Genomic DNA, 25,330 nt, shown 5'->3' on the forward strand with positions numbered 1-25,330 from the left:
TCATACGCGGCCATCGGGGATCCCTTCGTTCTGCTCGAAACCGTCGACGCCGTCCTCCAACAGGGGAGAGATCAGCGGCAGTTCGTCGAGCGAGTTGATGCCGAGCTGCTGCAACAGCAGGTCGGATGTGACGTAGTTGATCGCGCCGGTCTCGGCGTCGGTGAACGACTCCTCGATGAGCCCGCGCGCGACGAGGGTGCGGACGACGCCGTCGACGTTGACGGCCCGGATCGAGGCGATCTGCGACCGGGTGATCGGCTGCTTGTAGGCCACGACGGCCAGGGTCTCGAGCGCCGCCTGGGACAGCCGCGAGGGTCGCTCGGCCTCGACGAACTGCTCGACGACGGCGTCGAGGTCCTGGCGCACGTAGAAGCGCCAGCCTCCGCCGACCTCGCGCAGTTCGAACCCGCGGCGGACGGTGCCGTCGACACCGTCGAAGTCGGCGACCAGGCGCTCGATCGCCTGGCGGACGACCGGCACGGGGACACCGACAGCCGTGCCGAGCGACACGAGCGACTGGGGCTCGTCGGCGATCATCAGGATGGCCTCGAGCTGCCGGTCGACCGCGTGACCGGAGGCCACCTGCGCCGTGTCGGCGTGGCTGTCCGCCGCGTGCGACCGGATCGACTCCTCGATGGCGCGCGCGTCGGCGACCTCGTCGGCGCCACCGGGTTCGGCGCTGGAGACGTCGTGGACGTCATCCGTCATAGTCGGCTCCAAGGTTGGCGAGGCTCTCGTCGGTCCAGTGCTCGGCGGTCCAGCGCAGGGTCAGTTCCCCGAGTGGTTCTTCCTGCTCGAAGGAGATCGAGGCGTTCCGGTAGAGCTCGAGGACGGCGAGGAAACGAGCCACCACGATACCCGTGATGTCGACCCCGGCGATGACCTCGCGGAACGCCACGTCCGGATCGCCCGACTCGGCACGCGTGCGCAGGATCGACACGACCACCGCGGCCTGTTCGCGGATGCTGACCAGCGGGGCGTGCAGGTGGTCGAGTCCCACGGTCGGGATCTCCCGTGGCGCGAAAGCCAGGGCAGCGAGCGCCGCGAAGTCCTGCACCGACAGGGTCCACACCAGCTCGGGCGTCCGGGCACGGAAGCGTTCCTCGAGCCGGACGCTCCGGACGTGCCGGCGGGACTCGGTGGTCCACCGCTCGCCGAACCAGTCCGCGGCCTGCTTGAACGCCCGGTACTGCAGCAGGCGGGCGAACAGCAGGTCGCGGGCTTCGAGCAGCGCGACGTCCTCGGCATCGACGAGCTCGCCCTGCGGCAGCAGCCCGGCGATCTTCAGGTCGAGCAGGGTCGCCGCGACGACCAGGAACTCACTCGCCTCGTCGAGTTCTTCGGCGGACTCGGCCTGGCGCACGTGCGCGATGAACTCCCCCGTGACGACGCCGAGCGCCACCTCGGTGATGTCGAGCTCGTGCTTCGTGATGAGCGACAGCAGCAGGTCGAACGGCCCGTCGAAGTTCGTCAGGCGGACCCGGAAGCCCGGCAGGGCCTCGGGGACGGCCGGTGTGTCGGCGACGGGGTCAGGCGACGGCGCCACGCTGGACGAGCTCTCGTGCGAGCTGCCGGTAGGACTTGGCCGCGGTGTGCTCGGGCGCGGTCTGCGTGATCGGGCGCGCGGAGACCGTGGCGTCCGGGAACTTGACCGTACGGCCGATCACGGTGTCGAGCACGCGCTCGTCGAAGGTGTCCACGACGCGCTCCATGACCTCGCGCGAGTGCAGCGTGCGCGAGTCGTACATCGTCGCCAGGATGCCGTCGAGCGTCAGCGCGGGGTTGAGCCGATCGCGCACCTTGTCGATCGTCTCGATGAGCAACGCGACACCGCGCAGCGCGAAGAACTCGCACTCGAGCGGGATGAGGACCCCGTGCGCGGCGGTCAGCGCGTTGACGGTGAGCAGGCCGAGCGAGGGCTGGCAGTCGACCAGGATCACGTCGTAGTCGCCGGCGACCTTGCGCAGCACGCTCGCCAGGATCTGCTCGCGCGCGACCTCGTTCACCAGGTGGACCTCGGCGGCGGACAGGTCGATGTTGGCGGGGATGACGTCGAGCCCGGGGGTGTTCGTCGGCTGGATGACCTGGTTCGGGTCCTTCACGGCGCCCATGAGCAGGTCGTAGACGGTGTGGATGTCGTGCGTGCGGACACCGAGGCCCGCGGACAGTGCGCCCTGCGGGTCGAAGTCGACGGCCAGGACCTTGCGGCCGTACTCGGCCAGCGCAGCACCGAGGTTGATCGCGGTGGTCGTCTTGCCGACCCCGCCCTTCTGGTTGCACAGCGCGATGATCCGGGCGGGACCGTGCCCGTCGAGCTCTTCGGGCACGGGGAACTCGCGGACGGGCCGGCCGGTCGGACCGTACGTGGTCTCGCCGGTGCCGTGCTGGGTCGTCGGGTTCGTGCTCACCCCGTCATCGTACCGGCGCACCGGGGACGGTCCGGGGCGCACCGCCGGAGCGGACGGGGCCCGCGCTCGGTGGGACCCGAGGGCGCGACCGGCGGGACGGAGCCGCGCCGGGCCTCCAGGCCGACGAGACCGACGAGACCGACTGGACCGTGGACCCGTCAGACGGCGCGCAGTGCGACCCGCATGCTGTCCACCCGCTCGGCGATGACGGCGTCGGCCGTCCAGCGCTGCTGCAGCCGGCCGACCAGGGCGGCGACCTGCTCGCGGTCGAGGCCCGGGTGCAGGACCAGACCGACCGTCAGTTCCGGGCCCGCGAAGCGTCCGAGCGGGTCCCCCGGTGCCAACTCGACGCGCGCTACGTCGGACTCGCCGGCGACGGAGTCGGCGAAGGCCTGCGCGACCTCGGGGTCCTCGAAGCACGGCGTCCACGGCAGGTCCTGCCCGAGCGCCCACACCGCGGGCCGACGCAGGACGAACTCGCTCGGCGAGGTGGGGTCGAGCACGACGAGCTGCGTGTCCTCGCTGGCGGCCGCCATGGCCACGCGGCGGGACTCGACCGGGATCGGCCGCGCGTCGGCGTCCCAGGCGTGCATCGCCTCGACGGAGGTGAAGGCCGGCATCACGGTGCGGCCGTCCGGTCCGGCGACCGTCACGATCGACAGCTCCTGGGTCTTGTCGACCAGGCGGCCGTCCGGGGTCGTGCCGACCTCGCCGGCTTCGGCGACGAGCGGGACGAGCAGTCGCGCGCTGGTCAGCGCGGCGAGCACGGCGCCCTGCGAGGCACCGGACGGCAGCGCGGCGACGGCCGCCAGGACCGCGGGGTCCGCCAGACCGTCGTCGTCCGCGAACGCGTCGTCGTGGCTGTCGAAGGTCCGTCCGGCCCACGGGAAACCCGCCGAGTCCGCACCGTGGACCGGGTCGTGCGCGTGCTCGTGCTCGTGCGCGTCGGGCCCGCCGCCACGACCGTTCGAGATGCCTGCCACCGTGCCGACGCCGATGCCTAGGCCGACGCGACGTCGAGCGCGGCCGGCAGCGTGAAGGCGCCCGAGTACAGGGCCTTGCCGATGATCGCGCCCTCGAGCCCGTGCGGCACGAGTGCGCGGAGCGCCACCAGGTCGTCGAGCGTCGAGATGCCGCCGGAGGCCACCACGGGCTGGTCCGTCCGGTCGCACACCTGGCGCAGCAGCTCGACGTTCGGGCCCTGCAGCGTGCCGTCCTTCGTGACGTCCGTGACGACGTACCGGGCGCAGCCCGCGGCTTCGAGCCGGTCAAGCACCTCCCACAGGTCGCCGCCGTCCTCGGTCCAGCCGCGGGCTGCGAGCGTCGTGCCACGTACGTCGAGCCCGACCGCGATCTGCTCGCCGTACTCGCCGATCACGCGGGCGGCCCACTCGGGGTCCTCGAGCGCCGCGGTGCCGAGGTTCACACGGGCAGCACCCGTCGCCAGTGCGGCTTCGAGCGCAGCGTCGTCGCGGATGCCGCCCGACAGCTCGACCTGTACGCCCTCGACCTCGTGGATGGCGTGCGCGATCACCCGGCGGTTGTCGCCCCGGCCGAACGCGGCGTCGAGGTCGACCAGGTGGATCCACTCGGCGCCCTGGTCGCGCCAGGCGCGGGCCGCGGCGACCGGGTCGCCGTAGCCGGTCTCACTGCCGGCTTCGCCCTGGGTCAGGCGCACGGCCTGGCCGTCGACGACGTCGATCGCGGGCAGCAGGACGAGGGGCGGGGTCGAGGTCAGGTCGGTCATGGTCCTGTCGGTTCTGTGGCTGGTTCAGGGTCGGTCTGGAGGCCCGGCGCGGCTTGGTCGCGCGGGGTGCGCCCGGTGGCTGGTCGGGTTCGGTGCCGGTCGGGTCCGGTGATGGTCGGGTCCGGTGCCGGTCGGGTCCGGTGCTGGTCGCGGCGGGTCAGAGGGAGCGGACCCAGTTGCGGAGCAGCTGGATGCCGGGCTCCCCGGACTTCTCCGGGTGGAACTGCGTCGCCGTCAGCGGCCCGTTCTCGACCGCCGCCACGAACCGCTGCCCGTGTTCGGCCCAGGTCAGCTGCGGCGCTCGGAAGGGTCCGTAGGCCTCGAGCGGGAAGTCGGTGACCCCGTAGGAGTGCACGAAGTAGAACCGTTCTTCCTGCAGGCCGTCGAACAGCACCGTGTCGGCGGGCGGCTCGACCGTGTTCCACCCCATGTGGGGCAGCACATCGGCCTGCAGCTGCTCGACCGTGCCGGGCCACTGCCCCAGGCCCTCGACGTCCGCGCCCCGCTCGACGCCGCGGGCGAACAGCACCTGCATGCCGACGCAGATGCCGAGCACCGGGCGCCCGCCTGCCAGACGGTGGTCGACGATCTCGCCACCCCGCACCTGTTCGAGCTGGTCGACGACGGCCGCGAAGGCCCCGACGCCGGGGACCAGCAGCCCGTCGGCCTCGAGCGCCGCGCGCTTGTCCGACGTCAGTGTGACCTCGGCGCCCGCACGCTCGAGCGCCTTGGCCGCGGAGTGCACGTTGCCGGAGCCGTAGTCGAGGACGACGACCTTCGGGGTGCCGCTCACAGGGCGCCCTTGGTCGACGGGATGCCGTCGACGCGCGGGTCGAGTTCGACGGCGCGACGCATCGCCCGGGCGAACGCCTTGAACTCGGCCTCGGCGATGTGGTGCGGGTCGCGGCCCTCGAGCACGCGGACGTGCACCGTGATGCCCGCGTTGACCGTGATCGCCTCGAACACGTGGCGCACCATCGAGCCGGTGAAGTGGCCGCCGATGCGGTGGAACTCGAACCCAGCCGGCTCGCCGGAGTGCACCAGGTACGGGCGACCGGACACGTCGACGACGGCCTGGGCCAGGGCTTCGTCGAGCGGGACGAGCGCGTCACCGTAGCGGCCGATGCCGGACCGGTCACCGAGCGCCTGTTTCAGCGCCTGCCCGAGCACGATGCCGGTGTCCTCGACCGTGTGGTGCACGTCGATGTCGGTGTCCCCGGTCGACTTCACCCGCAGGTCGATCAGCGAGTGCTTGCTGAAGGCCGTGAGCATGTGGTCGAAGAACGGCACGCTCGTGTCGATGTCGGACGAGCCGGTGCCGTCGAGGTCGAGCTCGAGTTCGACGCTCGACTCGCTGGTCGAGCGGCTGATCGTGGCGGTGCGCGCGGTCATGCTGCAACCCTAACCGGCGGCTGTTCCACGGCGACTCGGCGCATGGCGTCGAGGAACGCGGTGGTCTCGGCCTCGGTGCCCGCACTCACGCGCAGGTGGTTCGGGATGCCGAGGTCGCGGACGATGACGTCCTGGTCGAGCAGCGACTCGAACGCCGCGTGCGGGTCGGCCACGCCGCCGAACAGCACGAAGTTCGACCACGTGTCGTGCGGGGTGTAGCCCATGGCCCACAGCTCGGTGACCATGCGGTCCCGCTGCGTCCGGATGTCGTCCACCATGGCGAGCATCGCCGGCGCGTGGCGCAGGGCAGCGACCGCGGCAGCCTGCGTCAGGGCGGACAGGTGGTAGGGCAGGCGGACCAGGCGCATCGCGTCGACCACGGCGGGGTGCGCCGCCAGGTACCCGACGCGCGCGCCGGCGAAGGCGAACGCCTTGCTCATCGTGCGCGAGACGACGAGTCGCTCGCGTCCGGGCAGCAGGGTGAGCGCGGAGGGCTGCCCCACGGGCATGAACTCCGCGTAGGCCTCGTCCACCATCACGATGCCGTCCGTGGCGTCGTACACGGCCTGGATCGTCGCGAGGTCGAGGGGCGTCCCCGTCGGGTTGTTCGGCCCGCACAGGAACACCAGGTCGGGCTGGTGCTGGCGAACGGCCGCGGCGGCTGTCTCCGGCGAGATCCGGAAGTCGGCGTCACGTTCGGCAGCGATCCAGCGTGTGCCGGTGCCCGACGCGATGATCGAGTGCATCGAGTAGGTGGGCGGGAAGCCGAGGACGCTGCGCCCGGGACCACCGAACGCCTGCAACAGCTGCTGGATGACCTCGTTGGACCCGTTGGCCGCCCAGATCTGCTGGGGCGCGAGCGGACCAGTCACGAGGTCACGGCTGAGGTAGCCCGCCAGCGCCTGACGCAGTTCGGTGAACTCGCGGTCCGGGTAGCGGTTCACCGTCGCGAGCGCCTGGCGGATCGACGCGAGGATGTCCTCGGCGACGTCCTGTGGCACCGGATGCGTGTTCTCGTTGACGTTGAGCTGCACGCGGACGTGCTTTTGCGGGGCGCCGTAGGGGCTCAGACCGCGCAGGTCGTCTCGGATGGGGAGGTCTTCGAGCGTGAATGCCACCGATCCATCGTAGAGCGGTTGCCCTGCGCGATGACCGGCCGTCCGGACGGTGCCCGGGTGCGCCCCGGGCACACCGTCACCTGGCGTCGGTGTACTGCGTCGGGATGGCGATCTGCTCGCCGGCCTGCAGCCCCGAGCCGTCGAGGGCGTTGAGACTGATGACGTCCTGCACGAAGTCGCGCGGGTCGGCGTTGGGCGCGGTCTGCTCGGCGAGCTGCCAGAGGGTCTCGCCCGGCTGGATGGTCACCGTCTGGAAGTCGCTGTGCCCGGCGGTGTTGCCGGCCGAGGCCTGACCGCCGTTCAGGGCGAACAGCGCGACGACCACCAGGAGCGGGAGCGCGGCGAGCGTGGTCAGGACGATGCGGCCGCGCCGGGTCAGGCGCAGGCGGGTGCGGACGACGCGAGGAGCGTCCTGCATGGATGCAAGTGCGATGGTGCTCATGTCGTTGGTGCCTTCCGTGTCGAGGTGGACGTCATTTCGAGATGGACACTGCGTCTGCATGAACTGCGTCTGCGTGAACACCGCGCCGAAACCACGTTCCGAACCGCTGTACCGAACATACGTTCGAACATCAGGTCGCACAAGTCCCCGGGAGACATTTCTGGGGAGTTTTCGTGCGACACGCTCGAACAGGTGTTTGTCCGGCACAGTGCAGTCGGATACTGTTTCGACCAACTGGGACAAGCCTGGCGGGGACCACCGACATTCCCGCAGCGCTGCGTCCCGACCAGGAGGCGAGACGACGTGGCGGACGAACTGCGGGTCCAGAAACCGCTCACCGCGAAGCAGCAGGCGATCCTCGATGCGATCCGCGCCTCCATCGCGAGCCGGGGCTACCCGCCGAGCATGCGCGAGATCGGCGATGCCGCCGGACTGTCGTCGCTGTCGAGCGTGTCCCACCAGCTCGGCCAGCTCGAGCTCGGCGGATGGATCCGCCGCGACCCGAACCGGCCCCGTGCGCTCGAGGTCCTGGTCGACGAGCCCTCGGCCGACATCGACGGCCCGGACGTCGACACCACGACGCTCGTGCCGCTCGTCGGACGGATCGCCGCCGGTGTGCCGATCACGGCCGAGCAGCACGTCGACGAGCTCATCCCGCTCCCCCGACAGCTGGTCGGCTCCGGTGACCTCTTCATGCTCAAGGTCGTCGGCGAGTCGATGATCGACGCCGCGATCTGCGACGGCGACTGGGTCGTCGTCCGTTCACAGCAGACGGCCGAGAACGGTGACGTCGTCGCGGCGATGCTCGACGAGGAAGCCACCGTCAAGGTCTTCCGCCAGCGCGACGGCCACACCTGGCTGCTCCCCCGCAACACCGCGTTCGAGCCGATCCTCGGCGACGCGGCAACCGTCCTCGGCAAGGTCGTCGCGGTTCTCCGCTCGCTCTGACCCGCACATCACGAAGGCCCCCTCGCGCGCTGCGAGGGGGCCTTCGTCGTGTGGCTGGGCGCTAGGCGGACACGGCTGGCGCGACCACGTAGGGGTCGAGCTCGGCGACCTGCCGCTGGAACACGCGGACGTGCATCCGGGTGCCGTCTTCGACGTAGTCGACGGACTCGACCGCGCCGGTGTCGTGCAGGTGCGAGACCAGGTCGCCGCGGTCGTAGGGCACCACGACGGTCAGCTCGACGTCCGGTTCGGGCAGCTTCGCCTCGATCGCGGCGAGCAGGTCGCCGATGCCCTCGCCCGTGCGCGCCGACACGAAGACGGCGTCCGGAGCCAGGCCGACGAGCACCATGCGCTGCGCGTCGTCGATCAGGTCGGCCTTGTTGAACGCGACGATCTCCGGGATGTCACGGGCACCGACGTCGCCGATCACCTCGCGCACGGTCGCCAGCTGCGCCGCGGGGTCGGGGTGTGAGCCGTCGACCACGTGCACGATGACGTCGGACTCGCCGACCTCTTCGAGCGTGGAGCGGAATGCCTCGACCAGCTGGTGCGGCAGGTTCCGGACGAAGCCGACGGTGTCGACGAACGTGAACTCGCGGCCCTTGGTGCTCTCGGTCCGGCGGACCGTCGCGTCGAGGGTGGCGAACAGCTGGTTCTGCACGAGGACGCCCGCGCTGGTCAGGCGGTTCAGCAACGAGGACTTGCCCGCGTTGGTGTACCCGGCGATCGCGACGCTCGGCACCTCGTTGCGGTGTCGGTCGGCCCGCTTGGCCTCACGCGCGGGGCGGAACCCGGCGATCTGGCGACGGAGCTTGGACATGCGCGTGTGGATGCGACGACGGTCGAGCTCGATCTTCGTCTCACCGGGACCGCGCGAGCCCATGCCCGCACCGCCGGAGACCTGACCACCGGCCTGCCGGGACATCGACTCACCCCAACCACGCAGGCGCGGCAGCAGGTACTCGAGCTGGGCGAGTTCGACCTGGGCCTTGCCCTCGCGCGACGTGGCGTGCTGGCTGAAGATGTCGAGGATCACGGCCGTGCGGTCGATCACCTTGACCTTGACGACGTCCTCGAGCGAGCGCCGCTGCGACGGGGCGAGCTCGGTGTCGGCGATCACGGTGTCGGCTCCGGTGGCCTTGACGACCATCGCGAGCTCTTCGGCCTTGCCCTTGCCCAGGTAGGTCGAGGGATCGGGGTGCGGCCGGCGCTGCAGCAGCCCGTCGAGCACCACGGCACCCGCGGTCTCGGCCAGCGCGGACAGCTCGCGCAGGGAGTTCTCGGCATCGGCCGCGTCGCCCTGGGCGTACACGCCGATCAGGACGACCTGTTCGAGCCGGAGTTGCCGGTACTCGACCTCGGTGACGTCCTCGAGTTCGGTGGAGAGACCGGCGACCCGCCGCAGCGCCGCGCGGTCCTCTCGGTCGTACTGGTCGCCGTCACCGGCCCAGCCCTGCTCGTCGACCGAGCGAGTCTGGATCGCCTGTGCCGGCGCGAAGATGGACGAGCTGGCTCGCGAGTCGGCGTTGCGCAGCACGCGCTCGACGACGCCGTCGCCTTCAGCTGGGTTGTTGGGTTCCGTCATGCTGTCCACAGGGTACCTCCGGCGCCGCCGGGACACACGGGTCTGCCGGTACGGTTCTTCCATGGCGAACGACCACTACTTCTCGGCCACCCCGGAGAGCCCGGCGCGCCCGCGCCAGATCACCGTCACCCTGGCCGGTCGCACGCTGTCGCTCACCACCGCAGCCGGGGTCTTCAGCCCGGACGGTGTCGACCGCGGCACCCGGGTGCTGTTGGGCTCCGTGCCGCCACCGGCACCCGACGGCGCGCTGCTCGACGTGGGCTGCGGCTGGGGGCCCATCGCGATCACGATGGGACTGCTCTCTCCAGACGCCACCGTGTGGGGCGTGGACGTCAACGAACGCGTCCTCGACCTCGCCCGGCACAACGCCGACGTGGCCCAGGCACCGAACGTGTCGATCGCGCTGCCCGGCGACGTGCCAGCCGACCTGCGCTTCCGCACGATCTGGTCGAACCCGCCCATCCGCGTGGGCAAGGACGAACTGCACGACATCCTGACGACCTGGCTGCCGCGGCTCGAGGTCGACGGTGATGCCTGGTTGGTCGTGTCGAAGGACCTCGGCGGGGACTCGTTGCAGCGGTGGTTGCACGACTCGCTCGGGTCGTCGTTCCACGTCACCCGCGCGACGACGGACAAGGGCTTCCGCGTCCTGCGCGTGCACCGCACGGCCGAGTAGCCGAGCGGCCGGCCACCGTCACCGACGTCGCTGACGCACCCCGAGCCTCCCGTCCCTGTCGGCAGGCCGCCGGCCACCGCCCGCCGCGCGCCGGCGGCCCGCCGTCCGCACAACCGAAAGCAAGCGGCGCCACGCGATCACGTGGTGCGGGGTGATTCCCGTTGCGCGAACGCACCCCGCGCCAGCGGGCGACCCCGCCCCGCGAGGCCGGGCGCGCCATGGCGCGGCGCCGCGCCTCAGACCGTCAGGTCGCCCGAGAACACCAGCTCGGCCGGCCCGGCCAACGAGACGTGCTCGCCGTCCTCGGCCGCGAACATGCGCACCGTGACGACCCCGCCCGGCACACGCACCCGCCAGGTGTCGGGCGCCGACGCTCCGGCCCAGTGCCGCGTCGCGAGCGCTGCCGCCACCGCTCCGGTCCCGCACGACAGGGTCTCGCCACTGCCGCGCTCGTGCACCCGCATCGTGATCTGCCCCACGCCGTCCTGCACCAGCGGGTCACCGGGCAGGACGAACTCGACGTTCGCTCCGGCCGCGGGCGCCGGGTCGAGCACCGGCACGCAGGTCAGGTCGATCCCGGCGAGTTCGTCGTCGGACGCGACGGCCACGACGACGTGCGGGTTGCCCACGTCGATCCCCAGGCCTGGTCGAGCGCGATCCAGGGCCTTGGCGCGGACGAGCACGTCGGACGCGCCACCACCCTCGATGCCGAGTCCCCACCGCCCCAGGTCGGCCGCGAAGCCGTTCGCCTGCCGCTGCACGTCGACGATGCCCTTGCGGCTGCCGACCGACAGGGTCTCGCCGGGCTGCAGGTCGACCAGGCCGGACTCGGTCAGGTAGCGGGCGAAGACCCGGATGCCGTTGCCACACATCTCGGCGACGGTGCCGTCGGCGTTGTGGTAGTCCATGAACCAGGTCGCGGACGGGTCCTGGTCGACGATCGCCCGCCCCTCGGGGATCGCGTCGGAGCGCACCGCGCGGATCACGCCGTCGGCCCCGACACCGAAGTGCCGGTCCGCGATCGCACGGATGCGCTCTGGGGTCAGGTCGACCGTGGCGTCGGGGTCGGCGAACAGGACGAAGTCGTTGCCGGTCCCCTGGCCCTTGGTGAAGTGCAGCTCGGTCACGGCACGATCCTACGGGCCAGTGCCGTCAGGTCGGCCCGGTCGTGGCCGGTCACGTCGAGCACCTGCGCCTCGGCGTACCGCCGGAACCAGGAGACCTGTCGCCGCGCGTACTTGCGCGTCGCGATGCCGGTCGCCTCGACCGCCTGCGCGACGGTCGCGGTGCCACGCAGGACCTCGAGGGCCTGCGCGTACCCGATGGCTGCTCGCGCGGTCCGACCCTGCTCGAGGCCGACGTCCCGCAGACCCGCCACCTCGTCGACCAGGCCTTCGGCGAACATGCGTTCGGCGCGGGCGTGCAGCGCGGTGACGAGCTGCTCACGTTCACGGTGCAGCCGCAGGACCGTTGCGGGTCGCCACGCGCGCGGCGCGGACGGGAGGCTCGTGGTGACCCGGTCCGATCGGCTCGCGATCTCGACGGCGCGGATCAACCGCCGCGGATTGCGTGCGTCGATCGTCGCTGCGGCCTGCGGGTCGAGTTCCCGCAGACGGGCGAGCAGCACGTTCGGCCCGTGCTCGTCGTGTTCCCGCTCGAGTTCGGCGCGCAACACCGGGTCGGTCCCCGGGAAGTCGAGCTCGTACAGCACCGACGACACGTACAGCCCGCTGCCGCCGACCAGCACCGCCACACCGCCGTCCGTCGTGATGCGGTCGATCGTCGCCCGCGCATCCCGCTGGTAGGCGGCGACACTCGCCTCGTCGGTGACGTCGAGCACGTCGAGCTGATGGTGCGGGATGCCGTGCCGCTCGGACGGTGGCACCTTGGCCGTGCCGATGTCCATGCCGCGGTAGAACTGCATCGCGTCGGCGTTGACGATCTCCGCCATCCGCCCGTGCTGGCGGTACCGGTCGGCCACCGCGATCGCCAGGTCGGACTTGCCCGTCCCCGTCGACCCGACGATCGCGATCAGGTCATGGGAAGCGCGGTCGGGCACGAGCGCCGGACCCGGCTGGTCGGTCGGCAACGCGGGATCAGCGGCCGACGCGGAGGGACGGCAACCCGAGTGACACCGGCCCGGGGCCGGCACTGGTGTCGGCCGGGGTCGGCACGCCGCACGACTCGGCCTGCGCGCGGTCCCAGGCATCGCCCGCACGGGTGCGGCGGATGCGGAACGGAGCGTCGGCGTCGGCGATCAGGAAGTGCGGCGCAGCGCGGGTGACCTCGACCGTGACGACGTCCCCCGGGCGTGGGACGTCCGAGTCGGCCGGCACCGTGAAGTGCACGAGCCGGGAGTCCTCCGCCCGGCCCGACAGACGGTGCGTTGCGCCGTCCTTGCGGCCCTCGCCGCTCGCCACCAGGACCTGGACCGTGCGGCCGACCTGCTTCGCGTTCTCTTCTGCCGTGATGCGCTCCTGCAGCGCGGTGAGCCGCTCGTAGCGTTCTTGGACGATCTCCTTCGGCAGCTGCTCGTCCATCGTCGCCGCGGGCGTGCCCGGACGGATGGAGTACTGGAAGGTGAACGCCGAGGCGAAGCGTGCCTGCTCGACGACGCGCAGGGTGTCCGCGAAGTCCTGCTCGGTCTCGCCCGGGAACCCCACGATGATGTCGGTGGAGATCGCCGCGTGCGGGATGGCGGCGCGGACCCGGTCGAGGATGCCGAGGAACCGTTCGCTGCGGTAGCTCCGTCGCATGGCCTTGAGCACGCGGTCCGAACCGGACTGCAGCGGCATGTGCAGCTGGGGCATGACGTTCGGGGTCTCGGCCATCGCGTCGATGACGTCGTCGGTGAACGCGGCGGGGTGCGGGCTGGTGAACCGGACGCGCTCCAGGCCCTCGATCTGCCCGGTGGCGCGCAGCAGCTTGCCGAAGGCCTGTCGGTCGCCGAACTCGACGCCGTACGAGTTGACGTTCTGGCCCAGCAGCGTGACCTCGATCGCGCCGTCGTCGACGAGCGTCTGGATCTCGGCGAGGACGTCGCCCGGTCGGCGGTCCTTCTCCTTGCCGCGCAGCGAGGGCACGATGCAGAACGTGCAGGTGTTGTTGCATCCGACCGAGATCGACACCCACCCGCTGTGCGTGGAGTCGCGCTTGGTCGGCAGGGTCGACGGGAAGACATCGAGCGACTCGAGGATCTCGAGTTGCGCTTCACCGTTGTGCCGGGCCCGTTCCAGCAGCGTCGGGAGCGATCCCATGTTGTGCGTCCCGAACACGACGTCGACCCACGGCGCCTTCTCGAGGATGACGTCCTTGTCCTTCTGCGCCAGGCACCCGCCGACCGCGATCTGCATGCCCGGGTGGTCGCGCTTGACGCCGGCGAGCTGCCCGAGGTTGCCGTACAGGCGGTTGTCGGCGTTCTCGCGCACCGCACAGGTGTTGATCACCACGACGTCCGCCTGCGTGCCGTCGGCCGCGACGTACCCCGCGGCCTGGAGCGAGCCGCTCAGACGCTCCGAGTCGTGCACGTTCATCTGGCACCCGTGGGTGCGGACTTCGTAGGTGCGGGGCTGCGCGTCGACAGTGGCCATGGTCGTCCCAGTGTAGGTCGGCGAGGCGCCCCGGACGGGTTGCGCCGCTACTCGAACCGGACGGGGCCGCGCGCACCACCGGGGCGGGACCGCCCGCCACCGTCGAGCGCGCGCTCGACCGCGATCCGGACGATGCCGCCGTTGTAGCCCTTGCGCATCAGGAAGCCCGACACACGACGTTCGGCGGTGGCACGGTCGAGCCCCCGCAGCTGCCCGGCACGCTTCTGCGCCAGCTCGATCGCCCGGAGGAACTCGTCGTCATCGTCATCTGCTGCAGCGTCGAGTGCGGCGTCGATGGCGGCCTGGTCGATGCCCCGGCGACGGAGTTCCGCCACGACACCCTGACGGCCCAGGCCCTTGCGGTCGTGCAGTCGGTCGACCAGGTCGGTGGCGAGAGCGACGTCGTCGAGCAGGCCGACCCGGGTCAGGCGCTCGAGCTCGTGCTCCACCACCTCGGGGTCGAGGTCGTTCCGGGTGAGCGTCGACCGCATCTCGGACTCGCTGACGCCCTTGCGCCCGAGGGCACGCATGCTGAGCCGCTCGGCGTCGGCACGTTGCTCGTCGAGCGGACGCGGGGCGTCGGCAGGGTCGATCTCGTCACCGCCGGCGATTGAGAACACCGACGCCGTCTGGGCGGGTGCTTCGTCGTCGGCGTCGTACCCGGACTGCTCGGCGCGGGCACTGCGACCGGAGCCGTCACCGACCACGGGCGAGACCCATTCCGACGGTTCGCGGTGGCCGTGCAAGCGCACCGGCACCGGAGCATCCGCGTCGAGGTCTCCGGACCCGTTGGCCGTCGCATCGGTCGGCTCGGCGTCGGCCGGGTCGTCCACAACCGGTGTCACCGGTTGATCGGCACCCCGAGCCCGACGGGACCGTGCACCGAACAGGTCGGTGACCGGCGCGAGGTCCGCGTCGTCGTCGATGCTCACGCCCCCTTGCGCGCGGCGAGCTTGGGCTCGATGGACTCCACCGGCGCCGCGTCAGCAGCAGGCTTCGCGCCACCGACGCCGAGCTTGGCGAGGATCTTGCCCTCGATCTCGGCAGCGATCTCCGGGTTCTGGATCAGGAACGAACGCGAGTTCTCCTTGCCCTGCCCGAGCTGGTCGCCGTCGTAGGTGTACCAGGCACCCGACTTCTTGACGATGTTGTGGTCGACACCGAAGTCGAGCAACGAGCCCTCGCGCGAGATGCCCGTGCCGTACAGGATGTCGAACTCGGCCTGCTTGAAGGGCGGCGCCATCTTGTTCTTGACGACCTTGACGCGCGTGCGGTTGCCCACCGCGTCGGTTCCGGTCTTCAGGGTCTCGATGCGACGGATGTCGAGGCGGACGGACGCGTAGAACTTCAGCGCCTTACCACCGGACGTGGTCTCCGGGGAGCCGAAGAACACACCGATCTTCTCGCGCAGCTGGTTGATGAAGATCATCGTGGTCTGCGTCTGGTTGAGCCCACCGGCCAGCTTGCGGAGCGCCTGGGACATCAGGCGGGCCTGCAGGCCGACGTGCGAATCGCCCATCTCGCCCTCGATCTCGGCGCGGGGCACGAGCGCCGCGACGGAGTCGATGACGATCAGGTCGATCGAGCCCGAGCGCACCAGCATGTCGGCGATCTCGAGGGCCTGTTCGGCGGTGTCGGGCTGCGAGACCAGGAGCGCGTCGATGTCCACGCCGAGCGCCTTGGCGTACTCGGGGTCGAGCGCGTGCTCGGCGTCGATGAACGCTGCGATGCCGCCGTTGCGCTGCGCGTTGGCGATGGCGTGGATCGTCAGCGTCGTCTTGCCCGAGGACTCCGGGCCGTAGATCTCGATGATGCGGCCACGCGGCAGCCCACCGATGCCGAGGGCGACGTCCAGCGCGACCGAACCGGTCGGGATGACGGCGACGGGTGCGCGGTCGTCGGAGCCCAGGCGCATGACTGCACCCTTGCCGAACTGCCGGTCGATCTGGGCGAGGGCGGTCTCGAGGGACTTCTCGCGGTCTGCGGGTGAAGGCATGGTGTGCTCCTGCGTGGTCGTGGTCTGCCGCCTGTAGGCTGTCTGGTCCCCAGCGGCCGATGGTGCAGGGCTGCTGGCTTCCGGACAAGGCTCCGGGTGTCTCCCGATGACTTCGAACCTAGGGCCGGCCACCGACATGTCTGCCGGTCACCGTGCTGCCTGTGGACGAGTTCCTCGAGGGACTCCGATGTGCAGGAACGTACCACCCGTCGAACACGCGTTCGAGCGACACGCCGAACACGCGTTCGAGCGCGGCGCTCAGTCGCGCGGCTCGAGCAGGCCCTTGCCGTGTCGGCGCTCGGGCGGCACGTCCTGCGAGTCGCACAGGGCATCCCAGACCTTGCGGGTGTCGATCCCCGCGGCGATGGCCTCGGCAGCCGACCGTCCGCCCAGCTCCTCGAGCACGACGTCCCGTGCCACCACGGCGCCGTAGGCCTCGCCGAACACCTGGTCCACGGCTCGCCAGAACTCACTCACGCGCATCCGACAAGGCTAGACCGACCGCGACCACCCGGAACACGAGTTCGCCCCGGACACGAGAACGCCCCCACCGGCGGACCGGCGGGGGCGTTCGTGAGCGATGCGGTTCAGCGCACCGCGAGGTCGTTGTCGAACTCGGCGACGAGCTCGTCCGGGAGCGTGTCCGGCACGGGGACCAGTCCTTCGACCACGGCGAGACGGTCTCCCACTTCGCGCATGATCGTCGATATCGGGGTGTCCAGCGCGTCCGCGACGGACGCGAGGATCTCCGAGCTGGCTTCCTTCTGCCCACGCTCGACCTCGCTGAGGTACCCGAGCGCAACACTGGCCTTGGACGCGACCTGACGGAGGGTCCGGCCCTTCTGCAAGCGGAAGTCCCGCAGAACGTCGCCGATTTCCTGACGAACGAGAACCATGAGAACTCCTCCTCTCCTGTCGTCTCCGGGCCCGGTCGGTCGGGATGACCGTCACGGGGTCCGACAACGGGATCGTTGCCGGTTGCAGCATGGTAGCCACTGGGGCTGCCGTCCTGCTGGAGATTGCGTGAGATGTAACCCAGCGGTAACGCGGGTCATTCCCCACCGTCGAGCGTGGCGGACAGTCGTACCAGCAGTTCGGAGACGACGGCCTGTCGGATTGCGTCACGGTCGCCGTCCAGGTGCAGTTCGAAGGCCTGCGCCCCGTCCGCCGAGGCGATCCCGACGAACACCGTGCCCACCGACTTGCCGTCCTGCGGGTCCGGTCCGGCCACCCCGGTGGTGCTGATCCCCCAGGTGGCGGGGACGCCGTCGACCGCCAGGGCCGTGCGCACGCCCGACGCCATCTGCCGCGCGACCTCGGGGTCCACGGCCCCGTTGGCGGCCAGCAGCGCCGCCGACACCCCGAGCACCGTCGCCTTGACCGGGGTGGCGTAGGCGACGACCCCACCGCGGACGACCGCGCTGGCTCCGGGGACGGCCACCAGTGCCGACACCACCAGTCCCCCGGTGAGTGACTCGGCGACCGCCACGGATTCACCGCGGACGGTCAGTTCGGACACCACGCGTGGCGCGATGCGGACAGCGGCGTCCGCTCCGCTCACGCGGCGGTCCGGTTGTGCTTCGCCGCCTGGTACAGGTAGTCGGCACCGCTGAGCAGGGTGGCCACGACGGCGGCGGTCATCAGGATGCCGTTCGTCCAGTGCGCGACGTCGCCGGCGAAGCCCCACCAGGGGAACAGCGCGAGCGTGATGGCGACGGCCTGCAGCACGGTCTTGATCTTGCCGCCACGGCTGGCCGGGATCACCCGGTCGGACAGCACCGCGAAGCGGAAGACCGTGATGCCGATCTCGCGCAGCATGATCAGCACGGTGACGTACCAGGGCAGTTCGCCGAGGATCGACAGCGCCACGAGCGCGCCGCCGATGAGCACCTTGTCGGCGATCGGGTCGACGAGCTTGCCGAAGTCCGTCACCAGGTCCTGACGTCGGGCGATGATGCCGTCGGCGCTGTCGGTGACGATCGCCACCACGAAGATCACGGCTGCCCAGATGCGGACGGACGTGTCCTGCCCGCCGTCCGACAGCAGCAGGACGAAGAACAGCGGCGCCATCAGGATGCGGATGACGGTGATGATGTTCGCCACGTTCGCCGTGGACGCGGGACCCGGGCCCTTGCGCAAGAGTCGCCCGCGCCACGGGAACCGCTTGCTGGTGGTGCCTTCCGAGGCGGTCATCTGCGATCACTCCCTGCCGGTGAGGCCCCAGGCGTCCTCGTCCGGTTCGTCCTCGACCTGATCGTACCCTCGTGTCATGTCGCCCACCGGGTCGGCGCCGTACCGGTCGTCGTCCGGAGCGGAAGCAGGAGCGGCAGCCGGGGCGGAAGCCGGACCGGAAGCAACAGCCGACCCCGCCGGAGCGACCGGCGCAGCGGGCGGTGCCGGGGGCTCCTCACCGCGCAGGGTGGCCAGCACCGACGGCAGCTGGTCCGCGGTGACCAGCACGTCGCGGGCCTTGGAGCCCTCGGACGGCCCGACGATGTCACGCGACTCCATCAGGTCCATCAGCCGTCCGGCCTTGGCGAACCCGACACGGAGCTTGCGCTGGAGCATCGACGTCGACCCGAACTGCGTCGACACGACCTGCTCGACGGCGGCGAGCAGCAGCTCGAGGTCGTCGCCGATGTCGGCGTCGATCTCCTTGCGCTCGACCACGGCGGCGACGTCCTGCCGGTACTCGGGCTGGGCCTGCCGGGTGACGTGCTGGACGACCTCGGCGACCTCGCTCTCCTGCACCCAGGCGCCCTGCACGCGGACGGCCTTCGACGACCCCATCGGCAGGAACAGCGCGTCGCCCTGCCCGATGAGCTTGTCGGCGCCGGGCTGGTCGAGGATGACGCGGGAGTCGGTGACGCTCGTGACCGCGAAGGCGATCCGCGACGGCACGTTGGCCTTGATCAGGCCGGTGATGACGTCGACCGAGGGCCGCTGCGTCGCGAGCACCAGGTGGATGCCGGCGGCACGGGCGAGCTGGGTGATGCGGACGATCGACTCTTCGACGTCCCGCGGCGCGACGAGCATCAGGTCCGCCAGCTCGTCCACGACGACCAGCAGGTACGGGTACGGCTTGAGCTTGCGCTCGCTGCCTGCGGGCAGCACGATCTCGTTGTTCTGGATCGCCTTGTTGAAGTCGTCGACGTGGCGGAACCCGAACGACGCCAGGTCGTCGTACCGCATGTCCATCTCCTTCACGACCCACTGCAGCGCTTCGGCCGCCTTCTTGGGGTTCGTGATGATGGGCGTGATCAGGTGCGGGACGCCGGCGTAGATCGACAGCTCGACCCGCTTCGGGTCGACGAGCACCATGCGGACCTCGGACGGCTTCGCGCGCATGAGCAACGAGGTGATCATCGAGTTGATGAACACCGACTTGCCCGAGCCGGTGGAGCCGGCCACCAGCAGGTGCGGCATCTTCGCCAGGTTCGCCACGACGAACCCGCCCTCGACGTCCTTGCCGACACCGATCGTCATCGGGTGCTTGGACTTGGTCGCCGCGTTCGACCGCAGCACGTCGCCCAGGGACACGATCTCGCGGTCGGAGTTCGGGATCTCGACGCCGATGGCGCTCTTGCCCGGGATCGGCGACAGGATGCGGACCTCGTTCGACGCCACCGCGTACGACAGGTTCTTCGACAGCGCGGTGACACGCTCGACCTTGACACCCGGGCCGAGTTCGATCTCGTACCGGGTCACGGTCGGGCCACGCGAGAACCCGGTGACCCGGGCGTCGACCTTGAACTCGGTCAGCACGCCCGTGATCGCCGCGACGATGTCGTCGTTGGCCTGGCTGCGGGCGACCGACGGCGTGCCGGCGCTCAGCGTGGTGGCCGCGGGCAGCCGGTAGGGGCGCGAGGGGTCGTCGACCGACGGCACGGCGTCCGCCGCGGGCAGGTCCGGTTCGGCGACGTCCGCCGGGAGGGCCGGGGAGACCACCGCGGGCACGTCGCGCTCGGGACGGATCACCTGGGTGGCGTCGTCCGGCACGGGTGCGCCGAAGTCGCGGAGCGCCTGTTCGGCGCGGTCGAGGTCGGAGGCGACCTCGGTCTCGAGCGAGTCGTTGAGGTTCAGCGACGCGGGCTCGGCCGGCGTGTGGTCGACCAGGCCCGCCGCGGCGCCACGGTTCGGGGACGGTGCGACGACCGGAGCTGCTGCGGCCGGCGACTCGGGGATGACCGGGCTGTCGTACGCCGGGTCTTCTTCACGACCGGACTTGTTGCGCCGCCACCACGGGATGTGCCCCTCGGCGTCGTCGGCCGGCTGGTCGCCGTCCGCGAAGCCCAGGTCGTCGAACAGCTGCAGCTCCGGTGCGTCCTTCTTCCGACCGCGCCCACGCGCGGGAGTGGTCGGCTCGGCCGCGTCCTCGGAGACGTCGTCGGTGGCGGGAGCGGGCGCACCGAACAGGTAGGCGTACAGCTCGTGCAGGCGTCGACCGAGCTTGTTCGGCGGCGTCTTGGTGATGATGAACAGCGAGAGCACGAGCAGGACGACGGCGACCGGCACGGCGATCCACGGCGTCGCGACCGCCACCAGCCACCCGATGACGACCCAGCCGATCACCCCGCCGGCGGTGGCCAGCACGGGCATGCCGTCCGACGCGCTGGGCTGCCCGCCGAACACGTGGCAGAGCGACGAGATCGAGACGAGCAGCAGCCCCAGGCCGATCCCGATCCGGGTGTTGTCGTGCACGGACGCCGGATGCCGGAACAACCAGCCCGCGAACACGACCATGATCACCGGCAGCGCGAACGCCAGCCGTCCGAACAGTCCACCGAACGTGTACGCGTCGAGCGCGATCGACACCGCGTTGGTCGGGTTGAGCCACTCGACGACCGCACCGGCGATGGCCAGCACGAACAGGAAGAACGGGAAGCCGTCGCGGCGCTGGTCCTTGTCCAACGACTCTTTTCCGAGCAGCCGGAACATCGCTCCGACGCCGTGCGCCATCCCCAGCCAGGCCGTCACGAGCGGGTTCGGACCGCTGAACTCGACCGCGGGCGTCGCCTGCGGGAGCTTCTTCGTGGTGGCCTGGGTGCGCGACGTTCCGCGCGCCCCACTCGTGCGGGACGACGTGGTCGCGCGCGAGCGCGAGGTCGACTTGGTGCCTCCGGCCATGGGCACGACCATAACGCCACCTGGGGACAACGCCGTGCAGCCCCGCCGCACCGGCGCCCGGAACGGCCAGGAGGCCCGGTGCCGGTCCGTCACGGACCGGCACCGGGCCTCCTGGGTCGGGCTGCGTGCCCGGCGCTACGCCTCGATGATCACCGGGACGATCATCGGACGGCGGCGGTGCTTGGTGTTGACCCAGCGACCGACGGTCCGGCGCACGACCTGGCTGAACGCGTGCGCGTCGCGGGTGCCGTTGCCGGCCGCGTCGGCCAGCGCTCGGGCGATCTGCGGTCGGACGTCGTCGAAGACCGAGTCGTCCTCGGCGAAGCCGCGGGACTGGATCTCCGGGCCGATGACGCACTGACCGGTGGCGAAGTCGACCGCGCAGAAGACGGAGATGAAGCCCTCTTCGGCCAGGACGCGGCGGTCCTTCAGGTCGGCGTCGGTGATCTCGCCCACGGTCGAGCCGTCGACGTAGACGTACCCGATGTCGAGCTGTCCGGCGACGTTCACGACGCCGTCCTTCAGGTCGACCACGATGCCGTCCTGGCCCAGGATGACGTTGCGCGGCGGGACGCCCGTCTGGATCGCCAGGTCGGCGTTGGCGTACAGGTGGCGGTGCTCACCGTGCACGGGCAGGACGTTGCGCGGCCGCAGGATGTTGTAGCAGTACAGCAGCTCGCCGGCCGAGGCGTGTCCGGAGACGTGCACCTTCGCGTTGCCCTTGTGCACGACCTTCGCGCCGAGCTTGGTCAGGCCGTCGATCACGCGGTAGACGGCGTTCTCGTTGCCCGGGATGAGCGAGGACGCCAGGATGACGGTGTCGCCCTCGCCGATCTCGATCTGGTGCTCGAGGTTCGCCATGCGCGCCAGGACGGCCATCGGCTCGCCCTGCGACCCCGTCGACATGTAGACGATCTGGTCGTCCGGCACGTTCTTGGCCTTCTTGGTGTCGATCAGCACGTTCTCCGGCACCCGCAGGTAGCCGAGCTCGGCGGCGATCGTCATGTTGCGGATCATCGAGCGGCCCATGAACGCGACCTTGCGGTTGGCGGCCGCGGCGGCGTCGAGGACCTGCTGCACGCGGTGCACGTGCGACGAGAAGCTCGCGACGACGACCTTCTTGCGGGCGCGCGTGATGATGTTCTCGAGCACCGGGCCGATGTCGCGCTCGGGGGCCGTGAAGCCGGGGACGTCGGCGTTCGTCGAGTCCGGCAGGAACAGGTCGACGCCCTGCTCGCCCAGGCGCGCGAAGGCACGCAGGTCGGTGATGCGGTCGTCGAGCGGCAGCTGGTCCATCTTGAAGTCGCCGGTGTGCAGCACGCGCCCCGCGGGGGTGGTGATGGCGACGGCGAGGGCGTCGGGGATGGAGTGGTTGACCGCGACGAACTCCAGGTGGAACGGGCCGAGCTGCTCGGTCTGGTCCTCGGCAACGACGAGCGTGTACGGCTTGATCCGGTGTTCCTTGAGCTTCGCTTCGACGAGCGCCAGGGTCAGCGTGGAGCCGATCAGCGGGATGTCGTCGCGGAGCTTCAGCAGGTACGGCACGGCGCCGATGTGGTCCTCGTGGCCGTGGGTGAGCACCACGCCGAGCACGTCGTCGAGACGGCCGCGGATGGGCGTGAAGTCGGGCAGGATCAGGTCCACGCCCGGCTGGTGCTCTTCGGGGAACAGCACGCCGGCGTCGACGATGAGGAGCTTGCCCTCGTACTCGTAGACGGTCATGTTGCGGCCGATCTCGCCGAGACCGCCGATCGGGATGACGCGGAGGGTGCCCTGCTCGAGGGGCTGGGGTTCGGAGACTTGCGTGGGCATTCGGTCCTGACTGCTTCGGCGGCGCGCGTCCTGCGCACCGCGGTCGATCAACGGGTGGTGCCTGGCACCTTCGGAAGCGCACCGCCGGCGGCCGCGTTGCGGTCGGGGCGGAAGTTGGAGAAGTCGGCGCCGGGGATGCCGTGCACCGCTTCGAGCGAGGTCTCGATGGCGTACGCCTCGGAGTCCTCGGGGCCGACGAGCGGCAGGCGGACGCGCGGGCTGCCGATGCGGCCGAGCCCGTGCAGGATGTACTTCGCCGCGACGGTGCCCGGCACGTGGGTCATGACGGCGCGGACCAGGGGCTCGAGCCGCTGGTGCTCACGCGTGGCCGTCGCCAGGTCGCCCGCGTTCACCGCGTCGACGATGGTGCGGTACGGCGTGCTCGTGATGTTCGCCGTCACGCCGATCAGCCCGGTGGCGCCGATCGACAGGTGCGGGAGCACGTTCGTGTCGTCGCCGGAGAAGTACATGAGGTCGGTGTTGTTGAGCACGCGCGAGACCTCGGCGAAGTCGCCCTTGGCGTCCTTGACGGCCAGGATGTTCGGGTGCTTCGACGCCCGCAGGATGGTGTCGTACGTGATCGGGATGCCCGTGCGACCGGGGATGTCGTACAGGATCACCGGCAGGTCCGTGGCGTCGGCGATCATCCGGAAGTGGGTGAGCACGCCGGCCTGGGTCGGCTTGTTGTAGTAGGGCGTGACGATCATCACGCCGTCCGCACCGGCACGCTCGCTCTGCTTGTACAGCTGCATCGCGTGGGCAGTCTCGTTCGAGCCACCGCCCGTGATGATCTTCGCGCGACCGGCGGCGACGGACTTGCCGACCTCGACCAGGCGGAGCTTCTCGGGGTCCGTCAGCGTGCTCGTCTCGCCCGTGGTGCCGGTGACGACGATGCCGTCGGCGCCGGCGGTGATGCAGTTCTCGATGTGCTGCTCGACACCGGGCCAGTCGACCTCGCCGTCGGCGGTGAACGGCGTCACGAGGGCGACGAGGACCTGGCCGAAGGGATTCTCACGCTGGGACACGGCCACCAGCGTACCGGGGATGGGCAGCACCCCGCCCGTCCGCGCGGACGGTGGTCCGTTCACGCACGTCGGCGCCACTCGCGGAAGCGGTACCGGGTCCCCGTGCGCGAGGTCTGCCAGGCGCCGTCGTCGACGAGCCGCCAGGTGTCGGGGTCGGCCGCCAGGTCGGGTGCGACGGTGTCCCCCGTGACGTCGAGGTCGATGACCGTCTCGGACACCCGGTCGGCGAACGGCAACGCCGCTGCGTAGACCTGACCGCCACCCATCACCCACAGGGACTGGTCGGTGTCGAGCGCGGTCGCCAGGTCCGGCGCGACCTGTGCACCGTCGGCCGACCACGACCCGTCACGGGTCAGGACGACGTTGCGGCGCCCCGGCAACGGACGGAAGCGCTCGGGCAACGACTCCCAGGTCCGACGACCCATGACCACGGTGGCGTCGCCCGTGACCTGCCGGAAGTGCGCCAGGTCCTCGGGGACGTGCCACGGCATCCCACCGTCGGCACCGACGACCCCACGGGGCGACCGTGCCCACACCATGCCGACACCGCGGACGGGTTCGGACCAGGCAGCGTCGGTCATCAGACGGCGACCGCGCCCGAGATCGCCGGGTGGTGCTGGTAGCCGACGACGGTGAAGTCCTCGTACTGGTAGTCGTCGATCGAGTCGCGCGGTGCGAGCTCGAGCGTGGGCAGCGGGTACGCCGCCCGCGAGAGCTGCTCCTGCACCTGCTCGACGTGGTTGTCGTACACGTGGCAGTCGCCGCCGGTCCACACGAAGTCGCCGACCTGCAGTCCGGTCTGCGCCGCGATCATGTGCGTCAGCAACGCGTACGAGGCGATGTTGAACGGCACGCCGAGGAACATGTCCGCGCTGCGCTGGTAGAGCTGGCACGAGAGCTTGCCGTCGTTGACGTGGAACTGGAAGAACGCGTGGCACGGAGCGAGCGCCATGTCCGGGATGTCCGCGACGTTCCACGCAGACACGATCAGCCGGCGGGAGTCGGGGTTCGTGCGGATCTGGTCGATGACCTGGGCGATCTGGTCGACGTGCTCGCCCGACGGGGTCGGCCACGAGCGCCACTGCACGCCGTACACCGGGCCGAGGTCGCCGGACGCGTCGGCCCACTCGTTCCAGATGCGGACGCCGTGCTCCTGCAACCAGGTGGCGTTGCCGTCGCCGCGCAGGAACCAGAGCAGTTCGTACGCGATCGACTTGAAGTGCACCCGCTTGGTCGTGATGAGCGGGAACCCCTGCGACAGGTCGTAGCGCAGCTGCGCGCCGAACAGGCTGCGCGTCCCGGTGCCGGTGCGGTCGCCCTTCGGGGACCCCTCGGTCAGCACCCGGCGCAGCAGGTCTTCGTAGGGCGTGGCAACGGTGGTGGCGGTGTCGGTCACGACCACGAGCCTAAACGCGACCACCGGCATCGGCGACCCGGGCCCACCGGACCCGCGCCGGGCCTCCC

The 25,330-nt window shown here is 70.7% G+C and carries 26 protein-coding genes; 2 read left to right on the forward strand and 24 right to left on the reverse strand.

All coding sequences use genetic code 11. From position 1 onward, the window contains the following. From scpB to MT346_RS05660, 9 genes are all read right to left on the reverse strand, one after another. Positions 1 to 708, reverse strand: a complete 708-nt coding sequence (gene scpB / locus MT346_RS05620; protein ID WP_243561847.1) for an SMC-Scp complex subunit ScpB — start codon at positions 706 to 708, stop codon at positions 1 to 3. Then, a complete protein-coding gene (locus tag MT346_RS05625; RefSeq protein ID WP_243561848.1) occupies positions 698 to 1,546 on the reverse strand; it encodes a ScpA family protein in 849 nt (282 codons plus the stop codon). The genes scpB and MT346_RS05625 overlap by 11 nt, the downstream gene beginning before the upstream one ends. Further along, positions 1,530 to 2,408: a ParA family protein gene (locus MT346_RS05630; protein WP_243561849.1), complete on the reverse strand. Its 879-nt coding sequence runs from the start codon at positions 2,406 to 2,408 to the stop codon at positions 1,530 to 1,532. Before MT346_RS05630 ends, MT346_RS05625 begins: the two co-directional genes overlap by 17 nt. A gap of 158 nt (positions 2,409 to 2,566) precedes the next feature. Then, positions 2,567 to 3,391, reverse strand: coding sequence for an SseB family protein (locus MT346_RS05635; protein ID WP_243561850.1), 825 nt, complete (start codon positions 3,389 to 3,391; stop codon positions 2,567 to 2,569). Positions 3,392 to 3,408: 17 nt separating this feature from the next. After that, entirely contained in the window at positions 3,409 to 4,155 is a 747-nt protein-coding gene (gene priA / locus MT346_RS05640) for a bifunctional 1-(5-phosphoribosyl)-5-((5-phosphoribosylamino)methylideneamino)imidazole-4-carboxamide isomerase/phosphoribosylanthranilate isomerase PriA (RefSeq protein WP_243561851.1), read from the reverse strand. Between the two features lie 157 nt (positions 4,156 to 4,312). Further along, a complete protein-coding gene (gene hisH, locus MT346_RS05645) occupies positions 4,313 to 4,948 on the reverse strand; it encodes an imidazole glycerol phosphate synthase subunit HisH (protein ID WP_243561852.1) in 636 nt (211 codons plus the stop codon). Beyond that, positions 4,945 to 5,547 carry an imidazoleglycerol-phosphate dehydratase HisB gene (gene hisB / locus MT346_RS05650; RefSeq protein ID WP_243561853.1) on the reverse strand — a complete coding sequence of 201 codons (603 nt, stop codon included), beginning with the start codon at positions 5,545 to 5,547 and terminating at the stop codon, positions 4,945 to 4,947. The genes hisH and hisB overlap by 4 nt, the downstream gene beginning before the upstream one ends. Continuing rightward, positions 5,544 to 6,665 carry a histidinol-phosphate transaminase gene (locus MT346_RS05655; RefSeq protein WP_243561854.1) on the reverse strand — a complete coding sequence of 374 codons (1,122 nt, stop codon included), beginning with the start codon at positions 6,663 to 6,665 and terminating at the stop codon, positions 5,544 to 5,546. The genes hisB and MT346_RS05655 overlap by 4 nt, the downstream gene beginning before the upstream one ends. A gap of 76 nt (positions 6,666 to 6,741) precedes the next feature. Next, positions 6,742 to 7,107: a LysM peptidoglycan-binding domain-containing protein gene (locus tag MT346_RS05660; RefSeq protein ID WP_243561855.1), complete on the reverse strand. Its 366-nt coding sequence runs from the start codon at positions 7,105 to 7,107 to the stop codon at positions 6,742 to 6,744. Between the two features lie 303 nt (positions 7,108 to 7,410). Here MT346_RS05660 and lexA point away from each other — a divergent pair, with 303 nt between their 5' ends. Then, positions 7,411 to 8,055 carry a transcriptional repressor LexA gene (gene lexA / locus MT346_RS05665; RefSeq protein WP_243561856.1) on the forward strand — a complete coding sequence of 215 codons (645 nt, stop codon included), beginning with the start codon at positions 7,411 to 7,413 and terminating at the stop codon, positions 8,053 to 8,055. A gap of 61 nt (positions 8,056 to 8,116) precedes the next feature. Here the strand turns inward: lexA and hflX are convergent, their stop codons facing one another. Then, entirely contained in the window at positions 8,117 to 9,640 is a 1,524-nt protein-coding gene (gene hflX, locus MT346_RS05670; protein WP_243561857.1) for a GTPase HflX, read from the reverse strand. Positions 9,641 to 9,701: 61 nt separating this feature from the next. Between hflX and MT346_RS05675 the strand changes: the two genes are divergently transcribed. Next, the gene (locus tag MT346_RS05675) at positions 9,702 to 10,316 is read left to right on the forward strand and encodes a class I SAM-dependent methyltransferase (RefSeq protein WP_243561858.1); all 615 of its coding nucleotides are present in this window, start codon (positions 9,702 to 9,704) and stop codon (positions 10,314 to 10,316) included. Between the two features lie 236 nt (positions 10,317 to 10,552). Here MT346_RS05675 and dapF read toward each other — a convergent pair whose 3' ends face one another. The 14 genes from dapF to MT346_RS05745 form a co-directional block, all read right to left on the reverse strand. Beyond that, complete coding sequence (gene dapF / locus MT346_RS05680) at positions 10,553 to 11,443, reverse strand: diaminopimelate epimerase (RefSeq protein ID WP_243561859.1); 891 nt, start codon at positions 11,441 to 11,443, stop codon at positions 10,553 to 10,555. Next, complete coding sequence (miaA, locus tag MT346_RS05685; protein ID WP_243561860.1) at positions 11,440 to 12,405, reverse strand: tRNA (adenosine(37)-N6)-dimethylallyltransferase MiaA; 966 nt, start codon at positions 12,403 to 12,405, stop codon at positions 11,440 to 11,442. Before miaA ends, dapF begins: the two co-directional genes overlap by 4 nt. A gap of 7 nt (positions 12,406 to 12,412) precedes the next feature. Then, positions 12,413 to 13,906, reverse strand: a complete 1,494-nt coding sequence (gene miaB / locus MT346_RS05690; RefSeq protein WP_243561861.1) for a tRNA (N6-isopentenyl adenosine(37)-C2)-methylthiotransferase MiaB — start codon at positions 13,904 to 13,906, stop codon at positions 12,413 to 12,415. Positions 13,907 to 13,953: 47 nt separating this feature from the next. After that, positions 13,954 to 14,838 (reverse strand): regulatory protein RecX, encoded by an 885-nt coding sequence (locus MT346_RS18350; RefSeq protein WP_243561862.1) that lies wholly within the window; start codon positions 14,836 to 14,838, stop codon positions 13,954 to 13,956. After that, positions 14,835 to 15,902, reverse strand: coding sequence for a recombinase RecA (gene recA / locus MT346_RS05700; protein ID WP_243561863.1), 1,068 nt, complete (start codon positions 15,900 to 15,902; stop codon positions 14,835 to 14,837). The genes MT346_RS18350 and recA overlap by 4 nt, the downstream gene beginning before the upstream one ends. 258 nt (positions 15,903 to 16,160) lie before the next feature. Then, positions 16,161 to 16,385 carry a DUF3046 domain-containing protein gene (locus MT346_RS05705; protein ID WP_243561864.1) on the reverse strand — a complete coding sequence of 75 codons (225 nt, stop codon included), beginning with the start codon at positions 16,383 to 16,385 and terminating at the stop codon, positions 16,161 to 16,163. Between the two features lie 104 nt (positions 16,386 to 16,489). Next, complete coding sequence (locus MT346_RS05710) at positions 16,490 to 16,798, reverse strand: helix-turn-helix domain-containing protein (protein ID WP_071298851.1); 309 nt, start codon at positions 16,796 to 16,798, stop codon at positions 16,490 to 16,492. A gap of 155 nt (positions 16,799 to 16,953) precedes the next feature. Continuing rightward, positions 16,954 to 17,463, reverse strand: a complete 510-nt coding sequence (locus tag MT346_RS05715; protein WP_243561865.1) for a CinA family protein — start codon at positions 17,461 to 17,463, stop codon at positions 16,954 to 16,956. Continuing rightward, a complete protein-coding gene (gene pgsA, locus MT346_RS05720; protein WP_243561866.1) occupies positions 17,460 to 18,095 on the reverse strand; it encodes a CDP-diacylglycerol--glycerol-3-phosphate 3-phosphatidyltransferase in 636 nt (211 codons plus the stop codon). The genes MT346_RS05715 and pgsA overlap by 4 nt, the downstream gene beginning before the upstream one ends. Positions 18,096 to 18,101: 6 nt before the next feature. Continuing rightward, entirely contained in the window at positions 18,102 to 21,029 is a 2,928-nt protein-coding gene (locus tag MT346_RS05725) for a DNA translocase FtsK (RefSeq protein WP_243561867.1), read from the reverse strand. Between the two features lie 135 nt (positions 21,030 to 21,164). Further along, a complete protein-coding gene (locus MT346_RS05730) occupies positions 21,165 to 22,841 on the reverse strand; it encodes a ribonuclease J (protein WP_243561868.1) in 1,677 nt (558 codons plus the stop codon). Between the two features lie 47 nt (positions 22,842 to 22,888). Beyond that, positions 22,889 to 23,866, reverse strand: a complete 978-nt coding sequence (gene dapA / locus MT346_RS05735) for a 4-hydroxy-tetrahydrodipicolinate synthase (protein ID WP_243561869.1) — start codon at positions 23,864 to 23,866, stop codon at positions 22,889 to 22,891. Positions 23,867 to 23,925: 59 nt separating this feature from the next. Continuing rightward, positions 23,926 to 24,447, reverse strand: coding sequence for a dihydrofolate reductase (locus MT346_RS05740; RefSeq protein WP_243561870.1), 522 nt, complete (start codon positions 24,445 to 24,447; stop codon positions 23,926 to 23,928). Then, on the reverse strand, positions 24,447 to 25,262 hold the full coding sequence (locus MT346_RS05745) for a thymidylate synthase (RefSeq protein ID WP_374202506.1): 816 nt from the start codon (positions 25,260 to 25,262) through the stop codon (positions 24,447 to 24,449). Before MT346_RS05745 ends, MT346_RS05740 begins: the two co-directional genes overlap by 1 nt. Positions 25,263 to 25,330 lie beyond the last annotated feature (68 nt).

The sequence above is a fragment of the Curtobacterium sp. VKM Ac-2922 genome (genome assembly GCF_022815645.1).
In the GTDB taxonomy this organism is placed as follows: Bacteria; Actinomycetota; Actinomycetes; order Actinomycetales; family Microbacteriaceae; genus Curtobacterium.

Bases quoted from the DNA above. Each gene is read 5' to 3' on its own strand.
- MT346_RS05705 (WP_243561864.1), bottom strand. From the start codon at position 16,385: ATGCGCGTGAGTGAGTTCTGGCGAGCCGTGGACCAGGTGTTCGGCGAG.
- miaB (WP_243561861.1), bottom strand. From the start codon at position 13,906: ATGGCCACTGTCGACGCGCAGCCCCGCACCTACGAAGTCCGCACCCAC.
- MT346_RS05730 (WP_243561868.1), bottom strand. From the start codon at position 22,841: ATGCCCACGCAAGTCTCCGAACCCCAGCCCCTCGAGCAGGGCACCCTC.
- MT346_RS05660 (WP_243561855.1), bottom strand. From the start codon at position 7,107: ATGAGCACCATCGCACTTGCATCCATGCAGGACGCTCCTCGCGTCGTC.
- recA (WP_243561863.1), bottom strand. From the start codon at position 15,902: ATGCCTTCACCCGCAGACCGCGAGAAGTCCCTCGAGACCGCCCTCGCC.
- MT346_RS05740 (WP_243561870.1), bottom strand. From the start codon at position 24,447: ATGACCGACGCTGCCTGGTCCGAACCCGTCCGCGGTGTCGGCATGGTG.
- MT346_RS05675 (WP_243561858.1), top strand. From the start codon at position 9,702: ATGGCGAACGACCACTACTTCTCGGCCACCCCGGAGAGCCCGGCGCGC.
- priA (WP_243561851.1), bottom strand. From the start codon at position 4,155: ATGACCGACCTGACCTCGACCCCGCCCCTCGTCCTGCTGCCCGCGATC.
- hisB (WP_243561853.1), bottom strand. From the start codon at position 5,547: ATGACCGCGCGCACCGCCACGATCAGCCGCTCGACCAGCGAGTCGAGC.
- MT346_RS05725 (WP_243561867.1), bottom strand. From the start codon at position 21,029: ATGGCCGGAGGCACCAAGTCGACCTCGCGCTCGCGCGCGACCACGTCG.
- hflX (WP_243561857.1), bottom strand. From the start codon at position 9,640: ATGACGGAACCCAACAACCCAGCTGAAGGCGACGGCGTCGTCGAGCGC.
- pgsA (WP_243561866.1), bottom strand. From the start codon at position 18,095: ATGACCGCCTCGGAAGGCACCACCAGCAAGCGGTTCCCGTGGCGCGGG.
- MT346_RS05710 (WP_071298851.1), bottom strand. From the start codon at position 16,798: ATGGTTCTCGTTCGTCAGGAAATCGGCGACGTTCTGCGGGACTTCCGC.
- scpB (WP_243561847.1), bottom strand. From the start codon at position 708: ATGACGGATGACGTCCACGACGTCTCCAGCGCCGAACCCGGTGGCGCC.